Raw genomic sequence first — 22,573 nt, forward strand, 5'->3', positions numbered from 1 at the left:
ACTGTGCACGAGATGTTCCGTGCGGAGATTTATTGTCATTCGCGCCTAAAGTTAATCCGGGTATTGCCGAAAACATGGCAAGCGTCCAAATACCCAGAGGTTTTTTTATCATGGTCATCGATTTCAGTCGTTTGAATAATGCCCCATCAACGGCAGGCACTACGCGTTCCAAGGAAAGCGTGGAAGCCAAGGCCCAGCCACTGCCTGCCAAGGCAGAACAGGCCAGCGCCAGCCAGAGCGGGGAATCCGTACACCTGAGCAATGAGGCTCAACAGTTGCAGAAGGTCACTGACTCGCTGCGCGATCAACCGGTGGTCAATAAAGCCCGTGTGGCTGAATTGAAACAGGCAATCGCCGATGGCAGCTATAAAGTCGACAGCAACCGTGTAGCCAGCAAGCTGCTTAACTTCGAAGCCGAGCGCTAGGCAAAGGCCTGCGCCGGGCTTTTGGACGCTTAAAACCCAAGGCCAGCCATGCATCACGACGAAAATCTGCTACAGCTGATCATTGATGATCTAGCGCCGACGCAACAGCTGCTCGAGCTGCTCAGGGAAGAATCCCTGGCCCTCTACGGCCGCGATATGCCCCTGCTGGAAGAAATTCTGGCGCGCAAGCAGTCGTTGATTGTCCTGCTGGAACAGCACGGCAAAAAACGCAGCCAGATCCTCATCAGCCTGGGCCTGCCCGCCGACCAGGACGGCCTGGCGCAGTTGGCCAGCCACTCCTCGGTCGGCGACCAATTACTGGCCCAGAGCAAAGAACTCAATCAATTGCTCTCCCTGTGCCAGGAAGCCAACCTGCTCAACGGTCAGTCGATCCAGCTTCAGCAAGCTACGACCGCGAACCAGTTGCGTATACTTCACGGCGGTGAGCCTCCGGCGCTATATAACGCGCAAGGTTCTACCTCGCGCCTGGTCAAGCCAAGCACCCGCAGCCAAGCCTGACGCCCGTTTACAGCGCGGCCTATCCAAGGCGCGCCACATACTGGCAGAATGCCTGCTCTTGCGTGTAGTCGTATTTTGTCTGGAGATGGAAGAACCGTGTTCAACGCCCTTAATGCGGAAGATGCCCCGCAGCCACCCAAGGTCCTCACCACCCCTCTGGAAATCGCCGGCACCTTGCGGATGCTGCAAGAAAGCCATGACCCGCTGATCATTACCTTCCATGAACGCAGCCAACGCTTCCAGAGCTACTTGGTGGACGTCAATCGGGACGGCGGTACCCTCGCCCTGGATGAAATGATCCCCCGCGACGGCGAACGCCACCTCGAGAATGGCGAACCCTTCCGCATTGAAGGCTTCCATGACGGTGTGCGCGTCGCCTGGGAAAGCAACGGTACGCTGACCGTAACCGAAAAGGACGGCCACCGTATTTACACCGGCGGCCTACCGGACGAGGTGGTCTACCATCAACGGCGCAATGCCTTTCGCGCCGCGTTGAAGCTGGCGCAATTGGTCAACATTGAATTGGGCGGCGAGAAACTCCAAGCGCCGGTCAACGGCAAGTTGCTGGATATTTCCGCTACCGGCTGCAAACTGCGTTTTGAAGGCGACATTTCCGAGCGCCTGCAACTGGGCCAGGTCTACGACCGGTTTATCGCGGCCCTGCCCTTTGGCAGCATGACCACCTCGGTCGAACTGCGTCATCTGCATTTCGAAGAAAGGATCAACACCACCTTCGCCGGCGTGCGCTTCCACAACATGAGTGGTTTGGTGCAGCGTCAGGTCGAGCGTTTTGTCTACCAGCTCCAACGTGAAGCACGGCGTTTCGACAAAGACGACGATTTTTAAACCCTGACAACCGCAATAAAAAACGGGCAGATCCTTGAGGGATCTGCCCGTTTTTGCTTTCAGGGGCGCGCCCTGCTCAAGTCATGCGGATGCTCTTCGGGCCCCAGCGGCTCCGGCGGTCCCTCAAAGGGCGGCTCATCCGTCGATGGTTGCGGCTCGATTTCCGGCTCCGGGTCGGGAACGGTGTTTTGCATCTGCTCTTGCACCACCTGCTCATCAACCCGCGGGTCCAGGGCAGCGACCAGCGGTGAACTGGACATACTGTCAGGCATTGCCACGTGATGCAGTGGCGCATCTTCCACTTGGTGCAGGTTGGTCACGGCTTTGGGCCGGATACGCCACACCAGGATCACCGCGCACAGGCTGAAGAACGCGTACAGCATCTGGCTGCCAAAGAGCTTCATCACCACGCCCGCCAACAACGGCCCGATGCTTGCGCCGACACCGTAGGTCACCAGCAGCATCGCTGTCAGGGAGACCCGACGATCGCCTTCGACATGGTCGTTGGAAAACGCCACGGCCAACGGGTACAGGCAAAACTGCACCAGCGAGCACAGGAACCCGGCGACAAACAGCACTTCCAGCGGGACTTTGGTCATGATCGCCAGCGGCAATGCCGCCACCGCGAGGCACAAGGCAAAACAGCGGATCAGCAGTGCTCGGTCATACCGATCCGACAACCAGCCCAGCGGCCATTGCACCAGCAAGCCGGCAAAAATGCAGCTACCCATGAACAAGCCGACCTGCTCGGTGCTGAGCCCTTGCTGCGACGCATAGAGCGGCGCCAGACCGTAGAAAGAACCGACAATCAAGCCCGCCCCCAGCACAGTACTCAGTGACTGCGGCACGCGCTTGATAAAGAAGCGCGGCTCCATCGGCGCCGGATGCAGCGCTGCCGGGTGAATACGCCGGGTCATGGCCACCGGCACCAGGCACAGGGCAAAACACAGCGCGACCAGCATCAGCAATTCAAGGCCAAGCTGGGGGTGCATGACCAGGATCAGTTGGCCGAGCACCAGGCCCAGATAGGACGCAATCATGTAGCCACTGAACACCACGCCACGCTGCTTGGCGTCGGCCTGCTCATTAAGCCAGCTTTCGATCACCATGTACTGGCACATCATCCCCAGGCCCACGATGATCCGCAGCACGATCCAGGCCGGCAGCCAGTCGACTAGGCCATGGCCCAGCACCGCCGCGCCGACAATGCCAGCACAGGTGGCATAGGCGCGGATATGCCCGACCCGGGCAATCAGGCGGTGCCCGATCTTGCCACCCAGCACCAGGCCAAAATAGTTGGCCGCCATCAGCGCACCCACCCACAGGCTGTCGACATGGTCGGCCGCCAGGCGCAAGGCCAGGTAGGTACTGAGCAAGCCGGAGCCGATCAGCATCATCAAAGAGGCGAAATAAAGGGCTCGAAAAGATTTCCAGATTTGGCGCATCGGCGTTCCGAGCGGCTCCTTGCGGTGAGAGGTAGGGCTATCGGCATGATAGTCCGGGGTGGCCGGGTCCGGACAGGCAACATGCGCTGTTTCCGGGGATTATTTTGCGTAATAGCTCAGACGCTGCCCGGCCACTTGCAAGGTACATAAGTTGCGATAAATACACCGCGCACGTGCTGAGAGCCCTGAACACCGACAAGGTTCGACAAAAGTATCGAAAATGCTCAGCTCTCAGGGCTTCTCGCTTTCACACAGCGTCACTCCACGTAACGCAACCACAGGTGCCTGCGACCGGAGATCGCCTCTGTGGCTACACGAACCTGTGCTGGCAGGCTTTCATCGCCAGTGTTGTAGAGCGCACAAAAATCCTTCGCAACGCGGTCAGCCAGGGATATATCGGGCGGCTCAGCACGAATGAAGCCGATGTAAGAGGCACCGACGCCCATCACCTCATAGCCATGTAATTCTGAGAAGTGACGCGCAAGCCCCTGCATTCTCCAGGTGATGGGCGCACGCTTTACACCGGAGTGACTGTGGACTGCTGAGCGGGGGCATTGCGCAAGTATGGCCTGCGCAGCTCGGGGCACTGAGATGCCGTACCGGGCAGAGGGAGGATAGCTGAAAGCCTTGAAGTAGATGGTGTCCCAGGGCCGGTTCGAACGGCCAACCTTCCCCTTAGGAGGGGGATGCTCTATCCAATTGAGCTACTGGGACAAATGACAGTCGTCTGACCAAGGGCACGGCGACGGACGGCGTGCATGTTAACGGCCGAGGTGGGTTTTGTCATGTCGTCCGTCGGCTTTTTGAGTGTAGGCCGATCCCTGCCGGGCTGATCGCAGTTTCGCCCCGTAAACCCGGGCACTTGCCGCCATCGTGCAAAATGCACTCCCTCAAAATGCCATCATTGCAAATTGCAACCTTTCGACCCTTTAAAGTACACTCAAGCCATTGATTTTAATGGATTAATAGATTGGCACGAGACCTGCAATACTTCTCCTACAAACCCAATAAGCCACGGCGTTAAGCGGAGAACATGACCATGAACAGTGCCCTTCTGTTAGCCCTCAACACCGTAGCCTTGGCTGTATTAGTTACATTCCATTTTCAATCGACTGGCGCTAACGATCCCGCGCAGATCAGCCAGGCTGTCCCGCATCACCTGCAACAGCGGCCGCAGCTGGCGGTAATGACGCCCAACGCGCAATCGCCGGTACGCCTGACCGAAGGCACCCACGCTGCACCTGCATCTGAACACTGGGTTTTCTAAGGAAATCGTAAATGACCAAATCTGCCTGGCTGTTTTTGTGCCTGACCGCCTTCACCGGCGCCGTGGGCTTGGGCGCCGAATCGCAAGACGGCCAAACCACCGCATTCATTGCCACCGGTGTGTTTGCCAGCCTGTTGTTGATCACCCTCATTGTCGGTCGTCGTATCAAGTTCGACCCAGTCCTGCGCTAATCTCCCCCTACCTTATGTCGCCTGGCTCTGGCTAATCGGCAAATTGCCACTAGTCTTAAACCTAAGGGCAAAGTGCCACTTTGCTATAGGATGTGCGGCCTCAAACCCTGTGCTGGTCTGGAGTTCCGGGAAGTTCCATCGCGGAATCACGCGTAGAAGATTTTTCCAACCAGTCCGCAAAAAAAAAAATGAGTGCTGGCATAAAGCCTTTAGTCGGTTCAATATTTGTCACAGAATTGACGCCAAGGAACTGGCAAATCTGAGGCATGATGCGGCCTCTTTGCAATTCGGGTTGAACTTTGGTCGTGAGTCTTGTCTTAACACTCATCTTGCGGCCAATTCCAAAAACCGCTCCCCTGAACTAACCGGTTAAATATATGCGCCCATTGAAACAGGCAATTTATTCCAGCCGTACGGCTGACAAGTTCGTCGTACGTCTGCCAGACGGAATGCGGGAACGCATTGCCGAGGTGGCTCGCAATCATCACCGCAGTATGAACTCCGAAATCATCGCGCGCCTGGAACAAAGCCTCATTCAGGAAGGTGCGTTGGGCGAAGAGTTGAGCATGCGCCTGGACAGCCCCGAGCTGTCGCTGCACGAACGCGAACTGCTGCAGCGTTTTCGCCAGCTTTCCCACCGCCAGCAAAATGCTCTCGTCTCGCTTATCGCGCACGACGTTGAGGCGGCCGCAGAAGCCAATTGATTTGCAGCTGAAAGCCGAAGCCAGCCATGTGCTGGCTTTTTTTTGCGCGCAATTCGGGAAGAGGATGTGAGGTGGGGGCAGATTTGCCCCCACTGGATGGAATCAGAGCAGGAATATCGTCGCCAGGCCCAGGAAGATGAAGAAGCCACCACTGTCGGTCATGGCTGTGATCATCACGCTGGCACCCATCGCTGGGTCGCGTCCAAGACGGGCCAGGGTCATGGGGATCAATACCCCCATCAGGGCCGCCAACAGCAGGTTGAGGGTCATGGCAGCAGTCATCACCACGCCAAGCGACCAACTGCCATAGAGCAAGTAGGCCACCACACCGATCACCCCACCCCACACCAAACCGTTGATCAGGCCCACGGCCAGCTCTTTGCGCAACAGACGCGATGAGTTAGCCGTACTCACTTGGTCCAGCGCCATCGCGCGCACGATCATCGTGATCGTCTGGTTGCCGGAGTTGCCGCCAATACCGGCCACAATCGGCATCAACGCGGCCAGGGCTACCAGCTTCTCAATGGAGCCCTCGAACAAGCCGATCACACGCGAGGCGATAAAGGCGGTAACCAGATTGACCGCCAGCCAGGCCCAGCGGTTACGAAGCGAGCGCCAGACCGACGCAAAGATATCTTCCTCTTCACGCAAACCCGCCATGTTGAGGACTTCAGTTTCACTCTCTTCACGAATCAGGTCGACGATCTCATCGATGGTCAAACGGCCAATCAATTTGCCGTTCTTGTCGACCACCGGCGCCGAGATCAAGTCATAACGCTCGAACGCTTGCGCCGCGTCGTAGGCATCTTCATCCGGGTGAAAACTCACCGTATCGCTGGCCATCAAATCCGCAACCATCTTGTCCGGATCATTGACCAGCAGACGCTTGATCGGCAGTACACCCTTGAGAATGCCTTCGTAGTCGACCACGAACAGCTTGTCGGTGTGACCAGGCAGCTCTTTAAGCCGGCGCAGGTAGCGCAGGACCACTTCCAGGCTAACGTCTTCGCGGATGGTGACCATCTCGAAGTCCATCAGCGCGCCGACTTGATCCTCATCGTAAGACAACGCAGAGCGCACGCGCTCGCGCTGTTGCGTGTCCAGCGCTTCCATCAGCTCATGGACAACATCACGTGGCAGCTCGGGGGCAAGGTCAGCCAGCTCGTCGGCGTCCATCTCCTTGGCCGCAGCCAGGAGCTCGTGGTCGTCCATGTCGGCGATCAGGGTTTCACGGACTGAGTCAGATACTTCGAGCAGGATGTCACCGTCACGATCAGCCTTGACCAATTGCCAAAGGGCCAGTCGGTCATCCAGCGGCAGGGCTTCGAGAATATAGGCGACGTCGGCGGAGTGCAGGTCATCGAGCTTGCGTTGCAGCTCGACGAGGTTTTGCCGATGGACCAGGTTTTCGACCAAGTCGTTATTCGGACCATCCTGGCGGTGCGTAAGGTCTTCGACCACGCGCTGGCGCTGCAGCAGCTCGATGACTTGAGCCAAGCGATCCTGCAGGCTGTCTTGTGTTTTTTTCTTTACTTCTACTTCGGTCATAGGCGAACTCCACTCCCAGCAGCGGGGCACGCCGGAAGGATCAATCAGTCAATTCATGATTGGTAAAACGGGGTACTGAGTAACTACTGGGTAAGTCCATGGAGGTATTCCACAAGCCCCGGCGGGGCTGACGGGCGCAATGATACACCGCCCGGCCACTTTAAACGTTAAAAAACTGGAAAGAACAAGCGCTTGCGAGCCAAAGCTAAGCATTGGCTGCATCTATGAACTGCGACGACGCAGTGTGGAAGGAAAACACATGAGAGAGGAGAAAAAGAACAAATCCTACACAAACCCCAGACGGCAAAAAGCCCGCACTAGGCGGGCTTTTTGTTTGTATGGTGCACTCGACAGGATTCGAACCTGTGACCGCTCGGTTCGTAGCCGAGTACTCTATCCAGCTGAGCTACGAGTGCAGATTGTGTTTTTAGACCAGATCACAACTGGTTGTAACCGAATCACCTGCATTGCTGCAACTGACTCTTAAATGGTGCACTCGACAGGATTCGAACCTGTGACCGCTCGGTTCGTAGCCGAGTACTCTATCCAGCTGAGCTACGAGTGCATTTGTTGCCGCGCATTATAGGCCGTTCAATCTCTATGTAAAGCTATTTTTTCGAGTAATTTCAACAACTTACCGAAAAAACCAGATTGCAACGTACTAAGCAAATAATGGCGGAGAACGGGGGATTCGAACCCCCGACACCCTTTTGAGGTGTACTCCCTTAGCAGGGGAGCGCCTTCGGCCACTCGGCCAGCTCTCCGCAACACGGGGCGTATATTAACCACGTTCATCCCCGTTTGCAAACATAAAAAACGATAAAAATTAAAGGCTTGGTTCTTCGTCCTTCTCTTTCTTGATCCGCAGGTAGATTTCCTCGCGGTGCACCGCTACCTCTTTCGGAGCGTTAACCCCGATACGTACTTGATTGCCTTTGACGCCGAGCACGGTCACGGTGATTTCGCCATCACCGATAATCAGGCTTTCTGCGCAACGACGAGTCAGAATCAACATACCTTTCTCCTCACGCATTTCAGTTCAGGAACAACAGTCTGCAAAAAAAAGGCATTCGACCTACAACCCAAAAGCCGTAGCCCTACCACCTAAGTATTGTCGAGCCCACGCAAAAGAACATGCGCCCTACAAAAAATGAAAGGCGCGGTAAACCGCGCCTTTCTGGCACTGCATCACTCGCCCTGTCGGGCCGGAGCGTCCAGCTCAAAAGCGGTATGCAGCGCACGTACAGCCAGTTCCAGGTACTTCTCTTCGATCACCACCGAAACCTTGATTTCGGAGGTGGAAATCATCTGGATATTGATGCTTTCCTTGGCCAGGGCCTCAAACATACGGCTGGCAACGCCGGCATGGGAACGCATGCCCACACCCACGATCGACACCTTGGCAATCTTGGTGTCGCCGATCACTTCGCGGGCACTGATTTCCTGCGCAGTGTTCTGCAGGATCCGTTCCGCCGCATCGTACTCGTTGCGGTGCACGGTGAAGGTGAAATCGGTGGTGTTATCGTGCGAAACGTTCTGCACGATCATGTCGACTTCGATGTTCGCGCCGCTGATAGGGCCCAGGATCTTGAACGCCACGCCCGGGGTGTCTGGCACGCCACGGATGGTCAGCTTGGCTTCATCACGGTTGAAAGCGATACCGGAAATGATTGGCTGTTCCATGGATTCCTCTTCATCAATAGTAATGAGGGTGCCCGGACCCTCTTTGAAGCTGTGCAATACGCGCAGCGGAACGTTGTACTTGCCGGCAAACTCCACCGCGCGGATCTGCAACACCTTGGAACCAAGGCTGGCCATTTCCAGCATCTCTTCAAAGGTGATCTTATCCAGGCGCTGAGCCACGGACACCACACGCGGATCGGTGGTATAGACACCATCCACATCGGTGTAAATCTGGCATTCATCGGCCTTGAGCGCCGCCGCCAGCGCCACGCCGGTGGTATCTGAACCGCCACGCCCGAGGGTGGTGATATTGCCCTGCTCATCCACACCCTGGAAGCCCGCCACAACTACCACGCGGCCGGCTTTCAGATCAGTACGAATTTTCTGATCATCAATTTGCAGGATGCGCGCCTTGGTATGCGCGCTGTCAGTGAGGATACGCACCTGGCTGCCAGTGTAGGACACCGCCGGCACACCGCGCTTATTCAGCGCCATGGCCAGCAAGGCGATGGTCACCTGCTCGCCGGTGGACACGATCACATCCAGCTCACGCGGGAGCGGCTGTTGATCACCACTGATTGCCTTGGCCAGATCGATCAGGCGATTGGTCTCGCCGCTCATGGCCGACAGCACCACCACTAGGTCGTCGCCAGCATCGCGGAACTTCTTAACCTTGTCGGCCACCTGCTCGATTCTTTCGACAGAGCCGACCGAGGTGCCTCCAAATTTCTGTACGATCAAAGCCATTTCTAAGCCGCCTCAGCCCGTAAAGGGGCGCCTGATAACCAATCAACCAGCACCGAACCAGCCCGCGACTAGACCACGGGCTGATTAACAGTGCCTTAAATACCTGCCTCGACAAACGGCACGGTCAGGGCCAGGGCTGCGTCCAGGGCGCCAGCGTCTACACCACCGCCTTGCGCCATGTCCGGACGACCGCCGCCCTTCCCGCCCACTGCCGCGGCGGCTTGCTTCATCAAATCACCGGCCTTGAGTTGGCCAGTCAGGTCCTTGGTTACACCGGCAACCAGAACGACCTTATCCTCATGGACACCGCCGAGCAGGATCACTGCGCGGCCGAGCTTGTTCTTCAACTGATCGACCAAGGCCAACAGCGCCTTGCCGTCCTGACCGTCCAGGCGCGCAGCCAACACTTTCACATCCTTGACGTCCACCGCAGAAGCCGACAAATCGTCGCCCGCCGCACTGGCCGCCTTGGCCTGCAACTGCTCCAGCTGTTTCTCCAGCGCACGGTTGCGCTCCAGCACAGCCGACAGCTTGTCGATCAGGTTGTCACGGCTGCCCTTGACCAGGCTGGCCGCTTCCTTGAGTTGTTCTTCAGCCGCATTGAGGTAGGCCAGGGCCGCAGCGCCGGTGACGGCCTCGATACGACGCACACCGGACGCCACACCCCCTTCGCTGATGATTTTCAGCAGGGCGATGTCGCCGGTACGGTTGGCGTGGATACCGCCACACAGTTCCACAGAGAAACTGCCGCCCATGCTCAATACACGCACGTTGTCGCCGTACTTCTCGCCGAACAGCGCCATGGCGCCTTTGGCCTTGGCGGTCTCGATGTCGGTTTCTTCGGTTTCTACCGCGGTGTTCTTGCGAATCTCAGCGTTGACGATGTCTTCCAGGGCCTTGATCTGCTCGGGCTTGATCGCTTCAAAGTGGCTGAAGTCGAAGCGCAGGCGCTGGCTGTCGACCAACGAACCTTTCTGCTGGACGTGCTCGCCCAGTACCTGGCGCAGCGCGGCGTGCAGCAGGTGAGTGGCCGAGTGATTCAACGCCGTCGCATGGCGTACATCGGCATCGACCTGAGTGTCCACCGGCGCACCGACCGTCAAGTTGCCCAACACCAACACACCGTGATGCAGGAACGCACCGCCGGTCTTGGTGGTGTCGCGCACCTCAAAACGGCCGGACGTCGAACTCAGGAAACCACAGTCACCAATCTGGCCACCCGACTCGGCGTAGAACGGCGTCTGGTCCAGGACCACAACCGCCTCTTCGCCTTCACTCAACACGTCGACCGACTTGCCGTCTTTGTAGATGGCAACGATCTTGGCAGCGCCAACGGTAGCCTTGTAACCGATGAATTCGGTAGGCACGTCAACCTTGACCAGGGTGTTGTAGTCCAGGCCGAAGGAACTGGCGGAGCGGGCACGCACGCGCTGGGCTTCCATCTCACGCTCAAAACCGGCCTCATCAATGGTCAGCTCACGCTCACGGGCGATGTCGGCGGTCAGGTCCATCGGGAAGCCATAGGTGTCATACAGCTTGAACACCACATCGCCAGGCACCACGGTGCCTTTGAGTTCAGCCAGGTCCTGCTCCAGGATTTTCAGGCCGTGTTCGAGGGTCTTGGAGAACTGCTCCTCCTCAGCCTTGAGCACGCGCTCGATATTGCTTTGCTGCTGCTTGAGTTCCGGGAAGGCTTCGCCCATCTCGGCAACCAGTGCGGCCACGATTTTGTAGAAGAAGCTGCCAGTGGCGCCCAGCTTGTTACCGTGACGGCAGGCGCGACGAATGATACGGCGCAGCACATAGCCACGGCCTTCGTTGGAAGGCAACACACCGTCGGCGATCAGGAAACCGCAGGAACGGATGTGGTCAGACACCACCTTGAGCGAAGACTGGCTTTCATTGGCACAACCAATGGCCGCGGCCGACGCGCTCAACAAGTTGGTGAACAGGTCGATTTCGTAGTTGGAGTGAACGTGCTGCATCACCGCACTGATCCGCTCCAGGCCCATGCCGGTATCCACCGACGGCGCAGGCAGCGGATGCAACACGCCATCGGCGGTGCGGTTGAACTGCATGAACACGTTGTTCCAGATCTCGATGTAACGGTCGCCGTCTTCTTCCGGCGAACCCGGTGGGCCACCCCAGATGTCGGCGCCGTGGTCGTAGAAGATCTCGGTGCAAGGGCCACACGGGCCGGTATCGCCCATGGTCCAGAAGTTGTCGGAAGCGTACGGGGCGCCCTTGTTGTCGCCGATGCGAATCATGCGCTCGACGGGCACGCCGATTTCCTTGGTCCAGATGTCGTACGCTTCGTCGTCCGTGGCGTACACGGTTACCCAGAGTTTTTCCTTTGGCAGCTTCAACACGCCGGTCAGGAAGGTCCAGGCGAACGTAATCGCATCTTTCTTGAAATAGTCACCAAAGCTGAAGTTACCCAGCATTTCGAAGAACGTGTGGTGGCGGGCGGTGTAGCCCACGTTTTCCAGGTCACTGTTCTTGCCGCCGGCACGCACGCACTTCTGGCTGCTGGTGGCGCGGGTGTAGGCGCGCTTTTCCTGGCCCAGGAAGCAGTCCTTGAACTGGTTCATCCCCGCGTTAGTGAACAGCAGGGTTGGGTCATTGCCTGGGATCAAGGAGCTGGAGGCGACACGGGTGTGACCTTGCTCTTCGAAGAAGCGAAGGAAGGCTTCACGGATTTCTGCGCTTTTCATTAGGTTCTTCCACGGAGGCTGCGGCCAAAGGCCAATGCGCAACATCATCAGACGGAGCGACGGCAAAGGGCCGCATTATATCGGCCCTTTGCCGGGGGTACAGCGTGTTTATACGATTGAAAGGTTCAATTAGACGGTCTGCACGCTCATTTGCGCGAAAACTCGACGAATGCCTGCACGACTTGCTCGATCTGCGCCCGGCTGACATCCATATGCGTGACCATGCGCAGGCGCGGTGCAGTGCTCAACTTGATCCCGCGCTCGGCAGCAAAAACCTTCAAGGCTTCGGCCCGATCACCGATCTGCACGTAGACCATGTTGGTCTGTACCGGCTCCACTTCATAACCCACTTTGCGCAGCTCATCACCCAGCCATTGGGCGTTGGCGTGGTCGTCGGCCAAGCGCTGCACCTGGTGGTCCAGCGCATACAGCCCCGCCGCCGCCAGGGAACCGGCCTGGCGCATGCCGCCGCCGACCATCTTGCGCAGGCGCCTGGCCTTGGCGATCAACGCCGTGGAACCGCACAACACCGAGCCAATCGGCGCGCCAAGGCCCTTGGACAGGCACACCGACACCGAATCAAAGTGCTTGGCAATCTCGCGCGCCTCCACGCCCAGCTTGACCGCTGCGTTGTAGAGCCGTGCGCCGTCCAAATGCAGGGCCAGGCCCTGTTCACGGGTGAATGCCCGCGCCTTCGCCAGGTAGTCCAGCGGCAATACCTTGCCTTGCATGGTGTTTTCCAGCGCCAGCAGGCGCGTGCGGGCGAAATGGAAGTCGTCCGGCTTGATCGCCGCCAGCACCTGGTCCAGGTCCAGGGAACCATCTGCCTGCATGTCCAGCGGTTGCGGTTGGATCGAACCCAACACCGCTGCGCCGCCACCTTCGTATTTGTAGGTGTGGGCCTGCTGGCCGACGATGTATTCCTCGCCACGCTCACAGTGAGCCATCAACGCCAGCAGGTTGCTCATGGTGCCGGTGGGCACGAACAGCGCAGCGGCAAAGCCCAGGCGCTTGGCCAACTCGGCCTCCAGACGATTGACGCTGGGGTCTTCGCCATACACGTCATCGCCGCTGACGGCAGTAGCCATGGCGTCGAGCATGCCGGGAGTGGGTTGGGTCACAGTGTCGCTGCGCAGGTCAATCACGGACATGAAACAAGCCTCCAGGGGTTCAGTAAGTTCTTTTTGTGAATGATTACTGCGGGCAAAGCCACGGAATATCAAGCCCCCGCTGCATTCAATCGAATACCAACCAAACAAACCGATATAGCTTATCGATACAGCGATCGTGCAGTTTGCGAAAAACCGTGTTAAAAACTCTCCGCCGCCAGAGTTCTGGTGGCAACGTTCTCAGGGCGGGGTGCAATTCCCCACCGGCGGTAATTACACGCAATGTGTATAGCCCGCGAGCGCTTGGCGCCTCGAACTGCTCACGCAGGACGGCGACAAGGTCAGCAGACCCGGTGTGATCCCGGGGCCGACGGTCATAGTCCGGATGAAGAGAGAACGGGATTGGCACCTAAGGGCCGCGCACGAAGTGTGCTTGCGTACCCTTAAATCCCATTCGATTCATAACGCCCTGTTTTTTTCTTAAACAGGAGTCAGAACATGCAACCCACTGCGATCGACAGCAAAAGCAAAAACCATCACGGCGAGCGCGTCGCGTTTATCCAGGCCTGCTGGCACAAGGATATTGTCGACCAATCGCGCAAAGGCTTCCTCGCCGAAATGATCGCCCAGGGCTACCAGGAATCGGATATTGATTTCTTTGAAGTCGGCGGCGCCTTTGAAATGCCCCTGCACGCCAAGCTGCTGGCCAAGACCGGCCGCTACGCCGGTATCGTCGCTGCTGCGCTGGTGGTGGATGGCGGCATCTACCGTCACGAATTCGTGGCCCAATCGGTCGTCAGCGGGCTGATGCAGGTGCAGCTGGAAACTGAAGTGCCGGTGTTCTCGGTATCGCTGACACCGCATCACTTCCATGCGGGCACTGAGCACCACACCTTTTTCTACGAGCACTTCGTGCACAAAGGCCAGGAAGCGGCGCGGACCTGCGCCGATACGCTGCATAAAGTGCGTGCGATCCGTCGCAGCGAGCCGCGTGCTGTAGCGGTCTAAACAACACCGCCAGGCCCAGCCTCAGAGCTGGGCCTGTGTGGGAGCTGGCTTGCCTGCGATGGCATCGCCTCAGCGTCACTGACGGACCGAGTTGATCCTATCGCAGCATAAGTATCTACACATCTTGAGCGAGCCCTCTGCGTAGCAGCTGTCGAGCCCTGGCGAGGCTGCGTCAGCGGTGTGTCAGACAGACCGCAAACGCAGCCTCGCCAGGGCTCGACAGCTGCTACGCACTATCACATTGAAAATGTGTAGATGCCTGTGCCTATCGCAGGCAAGCCAGCTCCCACATTTGATCGCGGTGGACCTTTAGATTCAGACCAAACCAGCGTCCGTCGTCGGCACAATCAATATCCCTGCCCGCAAGCCATTCTTCACCTTGGGGTTGGGAAAGATGATGCGCGCGCCCTCCTCCTCGATCACCCAACGGGTCTTGGCCACGTCTTCGGCCAGCAGATAGCCCTTTTCCAGCTCCGAAAAGTTTTCCACATCCGTCGGCAAGTGCATCAGGAAGGCATCGCTGTGCTTGATCACTTCCCGCGCAACGGCGAACAGCTTCAGGCCTTCAAGGCTATCGGTCTCAGGCTCGGTGCCTTCGATGATCTGCTTGAGGCGAATTTCCAGGCGCGACACGTCCACACCCTGGTTCTGCCCGAACGGTCGCGCCTTGCCCAGTTCCAGCGTGAAGGCCTCGGCTTCCAACTGCTCGTAGGTAAACGCGGTGAAGGTGATCGAGGTTTTGTTCTGCAACAACACCGCTTCCATGCCAGCGGCACGCAGCCGTTCCAGCTCACTACGAGCGTGCTGGCGACCTTCCTTCCACGGATACAGGGCGAACTGCTCGATCTTCGAGCCGCGAATGGCCGTGTGCAGGTCGTAATGCAGGCGCGAACGGTCAGGCACGCTGAAGAAGCTGCGGGCCAATTGCTCAAGCTCGGCGGCACGCATGGCTTCAGGGCCGATGTTTTTTTCATGACGGCCGTTGAACAGCCGGTTGACGTCCAGTTCGAGGTAACGCTCGCCGCGGCGCATGGCCTCGGGGTTGCCGAACAGGAACAGAATACGATTGCGGGGTTTGATCTCCCCACGGGCGATGCCATGCAACAGGCGGTCGAGCAGTTCGATCGGCGCGGTTTCGTTGCCATGGATGCCGGACGACAGCAGTAAGTCCCCGCCTTTGTCCTGGGCTTGCGGCGGGCGCACTTCAAGTGCGCCCTCGCTGAGCCAGCGCATTTGCACGCCGTCGACGGTCAGTTGAATTTTTTGCGCCGGTTCACGTCCGGCGAGGGTCAGTTCAAGCAGTTTGCCGAGGGCGAGCATACGCAGCTTCCTTAGTGGTTGCAGCCTGGGCCGTGGACGTGATCGTCGTCATCACCTTCAACGTCGGCCGGTTCCATTTCCAGCTGCAGGCTCATCAGGTTGGTGGCCAATGGGCGCATCAGCAGGTTGGCGTATTCGGCGTCGCCTTCTTCCACGTCTACGCCGATCAGCAGTTGGCCACGGCCGTCGTGCTGAATCCAGATTTCCTTGCCCTGCCAGACCACAGCGACGCGGGTGCAGGAGGTTTCCAGCTGGGTGCCGTCGGTGTCTTCAAGGATCAGTTTCAGGGTGTCGGTGGTCATAAAATAACTCTCAGCCATGCGGCATTAATTGATCTGGAAAGGATAAACCGAGCCCAGTTTAAGGATTTGCGTCAGTTCATCCAATGCCGTCCGGCACTCCAGCAGCAATTGCGGGTCAGCCAGGTCGGTTTCACGCAGGCTGTCGCGGTAGTGCTTGTCGACCCATTGGGTCAGGGTTTCGTACAACGGTGCAGTCATGATAACGCCTGGATTCACCGCCGCCAGTTCGGTTTCGTTCAAAGCTACGCGCAAGCGCAGGCACGCCGGACCACCGCCGTTCTGCATGCTTTGCTTGAGGTCGAAGACGTTCACTTCGCGAATCAGCCCGCCGGAAGCCGTGAGGCCTTGCAGATAGTGCCAGACGCGTTCGTTGGCGCGGCACTCTTCCGGCACGATCAGCAGCATTGAGCCGTCGGCACGGGTCAGCAACTGGCTGTTGAACAGGTAGGAACGCACTGCGTCCTCGACGCTGACCTGGGCGCGGGGCACGCAAACAGACTGGAAGTTGCCGCCCAACTTGCCCAGTTTGCCTTGCAGCTCGCCAAGCATCTGCTCGGTATTGAGGAATGCGTCCTCGTGATAGAACAACACTTCACCGTTGCCCACCGCGATCACATCGTTGTGGAATACACCGGCATCAATCACCGCTGGGTTCTGCTGGGCGTAGACCACGCCCTCATCCTTCAAGCCGTGCAGGCGTGCGACAGCCTGGGACGCTTCAAGCGTCTGACGCGCCGGGTACTTCTGTGGCGCCGGGTAGCGGGGGTCGAACGCACTGCGACCGAACACGAAAAACTCAACGCCGGCCTCACCGTATTCACGGCAGAAGCGCGTATGGTTGGCCGCACCCTCGTCGCCGAACTGCGCCACCGCCGGCAACGCAGCGTGGTGAGCGAAGTGCTTTTCATCGGCAAACATCGCGCCCAGCACACGGCTGGTGGTCGGGTGTTCGATGCTGCGGTGGTATTTGCAATTGAGGTTGGCAGCAGTGAAATGCACGCGGCCGTCGGCCGTATCAGCGCTCGGGCTGACGGTGGCGGCGTTGGCTACCCACATGCTCGACGCCGAGCAGCTCGCGACCAGCAAAGGCATTGCCTGCTTGGCCGCCTGCTGAATCACCTGAGCATCGGTGCCGTTGAAACCAAGGTTGCGCAAAGCGGCCACGTCCGGGCGCTCCTGCGGCGCAAGCACGCCTTGCACAAAGCCCATGTCCATCAGGGCTTTCATTTTTTGCAGGCCCTGCAACGCCGCTTCCTTGGGATTGGAATGCTGCTGGCTGTTGCTCTGGGACGCGACGTTGCCGAAGGACAAACCGCCGTAGTTATGGGTCGGCCCCACTAGACCGTCAAAATTGACTTCATAGGATTTCATCGGCGAGGCTCCACGAACATCTGTTTTTATAGGCAATCTTCAGCACACCACAGGTCTTTATCTGTGAACCCGCTCCCACACTCGATAGGTGGCATCTTTAGCTCAGCGTAATGCCGGGGGTGAGTGTGGCTGGAACAACCAAGTCAGGCGTTTCCAGCGACGCCACCGGGTACGCACAATAATCCGCCGCGTAATACGCACTGGCGCGGTGGTTGCCCGACGCCCCTACACCGCCGAACGGCGCGGTACTGGCGGCGCCGGTCAGCTGTTTGTTCCAATTGACGATGCCCGCGCGGCTTTCCAGCCAGAACTGCTGGTAGCGTGCCTCAGAATCCGACAACAAACCCGCGGCCAGGCCGTACTGGGTGTTGTTGGCCTCGACAATCGCCGCTTCAAAATCAGCGTAGCGGATCACTTGCAACAGTGGGCCAAACAGTTCTTCGTCTTCACGCTCGGTCACGGCCGTCACATCGATGATGCCTGGGGTCAGCAAGGCGGCCTGATCCTGAGGCTGAGTCATTTCCAGCAACGCCACAGCGCCGTTGGCCAGCATCAGCTCCTGGGCGTCCATCAAGGCTTTGGCGGCGCCGAGGGAGATCACCGAGCCCATGAACGGCGCCGGTTGCTGGTCAAACGCACCCACTTCAATCGTCGCGCTGACCGCCACCAGGCGCGCCAGCAACGCATCGCCCCAGGCGCCTTCTGGCACCAGCAAACGGCGGGCACAGGTGCAACGCTGGCCGGCGGAGATAAACGCCGACTGAATGATGGTGTAGACCGCCGCGTCCACATCGGCCACTTCGTCGACCACCAGCGGGTTATTGCCGCCCATTTCCAGGGCCAGGATCTTGTCCGGGCGCCCAGAGAACTGCTGGTGCAGGTGATTGCCGGTGCGGCTGGAGCCGGTAAAGAACAACCCGTCGATGCCTGGGTTGGCCGCCAGCGCGATACCGGTCTCCCGCGCGCCTTGCAGCAGGTTCAGTACACCCGCCGGCAACCCGGCGTCGATCCAGCACTGCACGGTCAGCTCGGCGACTTTAGGGGTCAACTCGCTCGGTTTGAACAGCACAGTATTGCCCGCCAGCAAGGCCGGGACGATATGCCCGTTCGGCAAGTGGCCAGGGAAGTTGTACGGACCGAACACCGCGACCACGCCGTGAGGTTTGTGACGCAATACAGCGGTGGCGTCGCCCAACGGGCCGCTCTTCTCGCCGGTACGTTCGCGGTAGCTTTGCACCGAGATCGCGATCTTGTTGGCCATGCTGGTGACTTCGGTGGCCGATTCCCACAGCGGTTTGCCGGTTTCTTCGCCGATGCAACGGGCGATTTCATCGGCGCGGCTTTTCAGGGTGGCGGCGAAGGCTTCCAGCACGCTGATGCGTTCTTCCAGCGGGCGCTTGGCCCACGCCGGGAATGCCTGGCGCGCGGCCTGCACGGCGGATTCGACCTGCTCGATGGTGGCGCCATTGCCGGCCCACAGCACTTGCTGGGTCACCGGGTTGCGCGATTCGAACAGTTCACCCTGGCCGGCCAGCCAGCTCCCTGCGATATACAGCGAATTCATTATTTCGACTCCCGGGCAGCGGACAACGGTACGGCACGCACTTGATCACCGGCGATCAGCTGCAGGCGCTTGGCGGTGAGCGGATCGACCACCAGGGTGCCTGCCGCCAGCCGCGCGGGGGCGGCGGTGATGCGGCAATCGTCGCGTTTACGGTTATGGATCAGGAACGGGGTGGCATCGTCGCCGGGCGTGCCGATCGCCAGCACCAGCGCTTCGCTGTCGCGGACCGCGCGGATCTTACTGGTCTCGCATTCCACCGCAGGGCCGGCATCGAAGATGTCGACATAGCCCTGGTAGCTGAAACCTTCACTCTTGAGCATGCTCAGCGCAGGTTCGGTGTCCGGGTGGACCTTGCCGATTACGTTGCGTGCGTCTTCCGACAGGAAGCAGCTGTACAGCGGAAACTTCGGCATCAGCTCGGCGATAAACGCTTTGTTGCCCACGCCGGTGAGGTAATCGGCCTGGCTGAACTCCATTTTGAAGAAATGGCGGCCCAGGCTTTCCCAGAACGGCGAGCGTCCGGCGTCGTTGGACACACCGCGCATCTCGGCAATGATCTTGTTACCGAACAGTTGCGGGAATTCAGCGATAAACAGCAAGCGCGCCTTGGCCAGCATGCGGCCGTTGAGGCCGGTGCGGTAATCGGCGTGCAGGAACAACGAGCACAGCTCGGAATTACCGGTAAGGTCGTTGGCCAGGAACAGCGTCGGAATCTCGCGGTAGATATTCAGCTCCTGGGAAGCGCTGACCGTCAGGCCGACCCGGAAGTTGTACCAAGGCTCACGCAGGCCGACAGCGCCGGCAATGGCGGAAATGCCCACCACGCGGCCTTCGTCGTTTTCCAGCACGAACAGGTAGTCGGCATCGCCGCGCCCGGCGTCGCCGCGAAAGGTTTTTTCCGCCCAGCCAACCCGGTGGGTCAGGCGCTCTTCGTTGGCCGGCAAGGTGGTGAGACCGGTGCCGGTGCTGCGCGCCAGATCAATCAGGGCCGGTAAATCGCTGCTGCGTACGGGACGAACGATCATGCTATCTCCTCAGACGGGCCGCCTGCTTCAGGCCACCCGCGAAACTCTGCTTTTAAACCGCTACCAAGCGCACGCTTGCGCCTTCGCCGACGCCCAAGGCCTCGGCGGCTGCCAGGTCCAGGGTCACCGGTTTGCCGGGCGCATAGTCCAGTTCCAGCATCACCGCACGGTAATCCTGCAACTGCGCGTTGCTCACCAGGTACTGGCGGCCCACACCCTTGGCCATTTCGCCGATCTTTACCGGCACCACGCGGCTCTGGGCGATGGAGCGAATGCCCGAGACCCGCGCATGCAGCGTCGGGCCACCGTCGAAGATGTCGATGTAGTGGTCGGTCTCGAAGCCTTCACGCATCAGGATGTCGAAGGTGATCTGCGCACGCGGGTGCACCTGGCCCATCGCCTCTTGGGCTTCGTCCGGCAGCAGCGGCACGTAGATCGGGTAGTGCGGCATCAGCTCGGCGAGGAATGTACGGCTTTTCAGCCCGCACAGGCGCTCGGCGGCAGCGTAGTTGAGGTCGAAGAAGTTGCGGCCGATGGCGTCCCAGAACGGCGAATCACCGTTCTCGTCGCTGTAGCCGACGATTTCGGTCACCACCGAGTCGGCAAAGCGCTCGGGGTGGCTGGCGACAAACAGCAAGCGGCCACGGGAGTTGAGTTCCGACCACGGCGAACCGACCAGTTCCGGCACCACGTAGAAACTGGTGAGCAGGCTGTTGCCGGTGAGGTCATGGCACTGGGAAAGCACGTGGATCTTATTGTGGATCTTCAGCTCGCGGGAGGCGTGCACGAAGGTCTCGTTACGGAAGCTGTAGAACGGCTCCGAGTAACCGGCCGAGGCGACGATGGCCGAGCAGCCCGCCAGCTTGCCGGTCTCGGTGTCCTCCAATACGAAGAAATAGCTTTCTTCACCGTTGAAACTGACCTCGGCGGCGAAGGACGCTTCGCTGGCAGCGATCTTGTCGCTCAGGCGTTCCACATCATCCGGCAAGGAGGTGACACCAATCGGGCTGTCCGCAGCCAGACGCTGTACCTCGCCCAGATCAGCCATTTGCGCGGGGCGCATCACCAGCATGGTGTCACTCCTTAACTCGAAAACTTCATAGAGGGAAAAATGCCGGACACGAGATCTGAGTTCACATACATCTCGATATGCAAGCAGATCCATGTGGGAGCTGGCTTGCCTGCGATGCAGGCAACTCGGTCTGTCAGTTGCACCGAGGTGATGCTATCGCAGGCAAGCCAGCTCCCACATTTGACTCGGTCCGGCATATAGAATTTTTGCTCGACGCCCGATCGCCAGGCGCCGAGCGGTAGATCAAACTTGCGTCAGTGCTTTTACAGCACGTTCAAAACGGTCCAGACCTTCGTTGATGTCCGCCTCTTCCACCACCAGACTCGGCGCAAAACGCACCACATCCGGGCCGGCTTGCAGGATCATCAGGTTTTCTTTCTCGGCCGCGTTGAACACGTCCTTGGCCTTGCCTTTGAACGCATCGCTCAGCACGCAACCAATCAGCAGGCCCATGCCGCGCACTTCGGTGAAGATGCCGTATTGCTTGCCGATCTGCTCCAGGCGGGCCTTGAACAGGTCGTGCTTGGCGTTCACACCGGCCAGCACTTCAGGGGTGTTGATCACGTCAATCACCGCCTCGGCCACCGCGCACGCCAGCGGGTTGCCGCCGTAGGTGGTGCCGTGGGTGCCAACGACCAGGTGCTTGGCCAGCGCTTCGGTGGTGAGCATCGCCGCAATCGGGAAACCGCCGCCCAGGCTCTTGGCGCTGGTGAGGATGTCCGGCGTCACGCCGTAATGCTGATAGGCAAACAGGTGGCCGCTGCGGCCCATGCCGGTTTGCACTTCGTCGAACACCAGCAGCGCGTTGTTCGCGTCACACAGTTCACGGGCGCCTTGCAGGTAAGCCAGCTCGGCCGGCAACACGCCGCCTTCGCCCTGGATCGGTTCCAGCACCACGGCGCAGGTCTTGCCCGAAACAGCCGCTTTCAGCGCGTCCAGATCGTTGTAAGGCACGTGGGTGATGCCGGTGATTTTCGGGCCGAAACCATCGGAATACTTGGACTGGCCACCGACGTTAACGGTGAACAGGGTACGGCCGTGGAAGCTGTTCAGCGCGGCGATGATCTCGTACTTCTCGGTGCCGAAACGGTCGAACGCGACGCGACGGGCCAGCTTGAACGCGGCCTCGTTGGCTTCGGCGCCGGAGTTGCAGAAGAACACCCGCTCGGCAAAGGTGGCGTCGATCAGCTTATGCGCCAGGCGCAAGGCCGGCTCATTGGTGAAGACGTTGGAGACGTGCCACAGCTTGTTGGCCTGTTCGGTCAGAGCCCCGACCAGCGCCGGGTGGGCGTGGCCCAATACGTTGACCGCGATGCCGCCGGCAAAGTCGATCAGCTCGCGACCGGCCTGGTCCCACACGCGCGAACCTTCGCCACGTACGGGGATGAAGGCAGCAGGTGCGTAGTTGGGAACCATGACCTGGTCGAAATCGGCACGTTGCACCGGGGCTTGCTCAACGGACATCGGAGTCTCCTGAAGAGGAACGCCTGCCTGGAACTGGCGGGCGATGCAGGGATTGTAAGGACAGTTTTCAGTAGGGCCTTGCCGCCAAGCGACAACTTCTTATAGCGCCAACCCGCGATTTTGGCGGGTTTACGCCAATGCGACAAATAGCATCGCAATGGCGCAGTTTAAACGGTGTGTTGCTGGAGAGGCAGAGGCACGGCTCGCTGATTTCTCTGCTTGCTTCATCTATCTACAGCCCCGGCGGCC

The 22,573-nt window shown here is 59.2% G+C and carries 20 protein-coding genes, 4 tRNA genes and 1 riboswitch; of the genes, 7 read left to right on the forward strand and 17 right to left on the reverse strand.

Annotation, left to right across the window (positions count from 1 at the left end; genetic code table 11):
* Positions 1 to 110 precede the first annotated feature (110 nt).
* The 3 genes from flgM to BFP95_RS03260 all read left to right on the forward strand — a co-directional run bounded on the left by flgM (position 111) and on the right by BFP95_RS03260 (position 1,790).
* On the forward strand, positions 111 to 425 hold the full coding sequence (flgM, locus tag BFP95_RS03250) for a flagellar biosynthesis anti-sigma factor FlgM (RefSeq protein ID WP_065873991.1): 315 nt from the start codon (positions 111 to 113) through the stop codon (positions 423 to 425).
* Between the two features lie 48 nt (positions 426 to 473).
* Entirely contained in the window at positions 474 to 944 is a 471-nt protein-coding gene (locus BFP95_RS03255) for a flagella synthesis protein FlgN (protein ID WP_065873992.1), read from the forward strand.
* Between the two features lie 96 nt (positions 945 to 1,040).
* Positions 1,041 to 1,790 (forward strand): flagellar brake protein, encoded by a 750-nt coding sequence (locus tag BFP95_RS03260; protein ID WP_065873993.1) that lies wholly within the window; start codon positions 1,041 to 1,043, stop codon positions 1,788 to 1,790.
* A 59-nt stretch (positions 1,791 to 1,849) separates the two neighbouring features.
* On the opposite strand, the gene BFP95_RS03265 is transcribed toward BFP95_RS03260, so the two are convergent.
* Together BFP95_RS03265 and BFP95_RS03275 are read right to left on the reverse strand one after the other, a co-directional pair.
* On the reverse strand, positions 1,850 to 3,235 hold the full coding sequence (locus BFP95_RS03265) for an MFS transporter (protein WP_065873994.1): 1,386 nt from the start codon (positions 3,233 to 3,235) through the stop codon (positions 1,850 to 1,852).
* Between the two features lie 637 nt (positions 3,236 to 3,872).
* Positions 3,873 to 3,949 (reverse strand) — tRNA-Arg (locus tag BFP95_RS03275).
* Between the two features lie 325 nt (positions 3,950 to 4,274).
* On the opposite strand from BFP95_RS03275, the gene BFP95_RS03280 reads away from it, so the two are divergent.
* From BFP95_RS03280 to BFP95_RS03290, 3 genes are all read left to right on the forward strand, one after another.
* Positions 4,275 to 4,502, forward strand: a complete 228-nt coding sequence (locus BFP95_RS03280) for a hypothetical protein (protein WP_065874022.1) — start codon at positions 4,275 to 4,277, stop codon at positions 4,500 to 4,502.
* Positions 4,503 to 4,513: 11 nt separating this feature from the next.
* Positions 4,514 to 4,693 (forward strand): PA3371 family protein, encoded by a 180-nt coding sequence (locus BFP95_RS03285; protein ID WP_065873996.1) that lies wholly within the window; start codon positions 4,514 to 4,516, stop codon positions 4,691 to 4,693.
* A 377-nt stretch (positions 4,694 to 5,070) separates the two neighbouring features.
* Positions 5,071 to 5,397: an Arc family DNA-binding protein gene (locus tag BFP95_RS03290; RefSeq protein ID WP_003193592.1), complete on the forward strand. Its 327-nt coding sequence runs from the start codon at positions 5,071 to 5,073 to the stop codon at positions 5,395 to 5,397.
* Positions 5,398 to 5,499: 102 nt separating this feature from the next.
* On the opposite strand, the gene mgtE is transcribed toward BFP95_RS03290, so the two are convergent.
* The 8 genes from mgtE to ltaE all read right to left on the reverse strand — a co-directional run bounded on the left by mgtE (position 5,500) and on the right by ltaE (position 13,240).
* Positions 5,500 to 6,945 (reverse strand): magnesium transporter, encoded by a 1,446-nt coding sequence (gene mgtE, locus BFP95_RS03295; RefSeq protein WP_065873997.1) that lies wholly within the window; start codon positions 6,943 to 6,945, stop codon positions 5,500 to 5,502.
* 339 nt (positions 6,946 to 7,284) lie between these two features.
* Positions 7,285 to 7,361, reverse strand: a tRNA-Arg gene (locus BFP95_RS03300).
* A gap of 72 nt (positions 7,362 to 7,433) precedes the next feature.
* A tRNA-Arg gene (locus BFP95_RS03305) sits at positions 7,434 to 7,510 on the reverse strand.
* 108 nt (positions 7,511 to 7,618) lie between these two features.
* Positions 7,619 to 7,709, reverse strand: a tRNA-Ser gene (locus BFP95_RS03310).
* Positions 7,710 to 7,771: 62 nt separating this feature from the next.
* Positions 7,772 to 7,960 (reverse strand): carbon storage regulator CsrA, encoded by a 189-nt coding sequence (gene csrA, locus BFP95_RS03315; protein WP_003175645.1) that lies wholly within the window; start codon positions 7,958 to 7,960, stop codon positions 7,772 to 7,774.
* Between the two features lie 173 nt (positions 7,961 to 8,133).
* Complete coding sequence (locus BFP95_RS03320; protein ID WP_065873998.1) at positions 8,134 to 9,375, reverse strand: aspartate kinase; 1,242 nt, start codon at positions 9,373 to 9,375, stop codon at positions 8,134 to 8,136.
* A 95-nt stretch (positions 9,376 to 9,470) separates the two neighbouring features.
* Positions 9,471 to 12,089 carry an alanine--tRNA ligase gene (gene alaS, locus BFP95_RS03325; RefSeq protein ID WP_065873999.1) on the reverse strand — a complete coding sequence of 873 codons (2,619 nt, stop codon included), beginning with the start codon at positions 12,087 to 12,089 and terminating at the stop codon, positions 9,471 to 9,473.
* Between the two features lie 146 nt (positions 12,090 to 12,235).
* Positions 12,236 to 13,240: a low-specificity L-threonine aldolase gene (gene ltaE, locus BFP95_RS03330; RefSeq protein ID WP_065874000.1), complete on the reverse strand. Its 1,005-nt coding sequence runs from the start codon at positions 13,238 to 13,240 to the stop codon at positions 12,236 to 12,238.
* A 190-nt stretch (positions 13,241 to 13,430) separates the two neighbouring features.
* A riboswitch (FMN riboswitch) is annotated at positions 13,431 to 13,600 on the forward strand.
* A gap of 96 nt (positions 13,601 to 13,696) precedes the next feature.
* Here ltaE and BFP95_RS03335 point away from each other — a divergent pair.
* Positions 13,697 to 14,206: a 6,7-dimethyl-8-ribityllumazine synthase gene (locus tag BFP95_RS03335; RefSeq protein WP_065874001.1), complete on the forward strand. Its 510-nt coding sequence runs from the start codon at positions 13,697 to 13,699 to the stop codon at positions 14,204 to 14,206.
* Between the two features lie 315 nt (positions 14,207 to 14,521).
* On the opposite strand, the gene astE is transcribed toward BFP95_RS03335, so the two are convergent.
* The 7 genes from astE to BFP95_RS03370 all read right to left on the reverse strand — a co-directional run bounded on the left by astE (position 14,522) and on the right by BFP95_RS03370 (position 22,324).
* Positions 14,522 to 15,526 (reverse strand): succinylglutamate desuccinylase, encoded by a 1,005-nt coding sequence (astE, locus tag BFP95_RS03340; protein WP_065881345.1) that lies wholly within the window; start codon positions 15,524 to 15,526, stop codon positions 14,522 to 14,524.
* An 11-nt stretch (positions 15,527 to 15,537) separates the two neighbouring features.
* Complete coding sequence (locus BFP95_RS03345; protein WP_003214319.1) at positions 15,538 to 15,828, reverse strand: hypothetical protein; 291 nt, start codon at positions 15,826 to 15,828, stop codon at positions 15,538 to 15,540.
* Positions 15,829 to 15,852: 24 nt separating this feature from the next.
* A complete protein-coding gene (gene astB, locus BFP95_RS03350) occupies positions 15,853 to 17,199 on the reverse strand; it encodes an N-succinylarginine dihydrolase (protein WP_065881346.1) in 1,347 nt (448 codons plus the stop codon).
* Positions 17,200 to 17,296: 97 nt separating this feature from the next.
* Complete coding sequence (gene astD / locus BFP95_RS03355) at positions 17,297 to 18,766, reverse strand: succinylglutamate-semialdehyde dehydrogenase (protein WP_175403033.1); 1,470 nt, start codon at positions 18,764 to 18,766, stop codon at positions 17,297 to 17,299.
* The gene (gene astA / locus BFP95_RS03360) at positions 18,763 to 19,788 is read right to left on the reverse strand and encodes an arginine N-succinyltransferase (RefSeq protein WP_065874005.1); all 1,026 of its coding nucleotides are present in this window, start codon (positions 19,786 to 19,788) and stop codon (positions 18,763 to 18,765) included. The genes astD and astA overlap by 4 nt, the downstream gene beginning before the upstream one ends.
* 52 nt (positions 19,789 to 19,840) lie before the next feature.
* Positions 19,841 to 20,860: an arginine/ornithine succinyltransferase subunit alpha gene (gene aruF / locus BFP95_RS03365; protein WP_027607766.1), complete on the reverse strand. Its 1,020-nt coding sequence runs from the start codon at positions 20,858 to 20,860 to the stop codon at positions 19,841 to 19,843.
* 243 nt (positions 20,861 to 21,103) lie between these two features.
* A complete protein-coding gene (locus BFP95_RS03370; RefSeq protein ID WP_065874006.1) occupies positions 21,104 to 22,324 on the reverse strand; it encodes an aspartate aminotransferase family protein in 1,221 nt (406 codons plus the stop codon).
* Positions 22,325 to 22,573 lie beyond the last annotated feature (249 nt).

The organism is Pseudomonas sp. 58 R 12 (genome assembly GCF_900005865.1).
In the GTDB taxonomy this organism is placed as follows: domain Bacteria; phylum Pseudomonadota; class Gammaproteobacteria; order Pseudomonadales; family Pseudomonadaceae; genus Aquipseudomonas; species Aquipseudomonas tritici.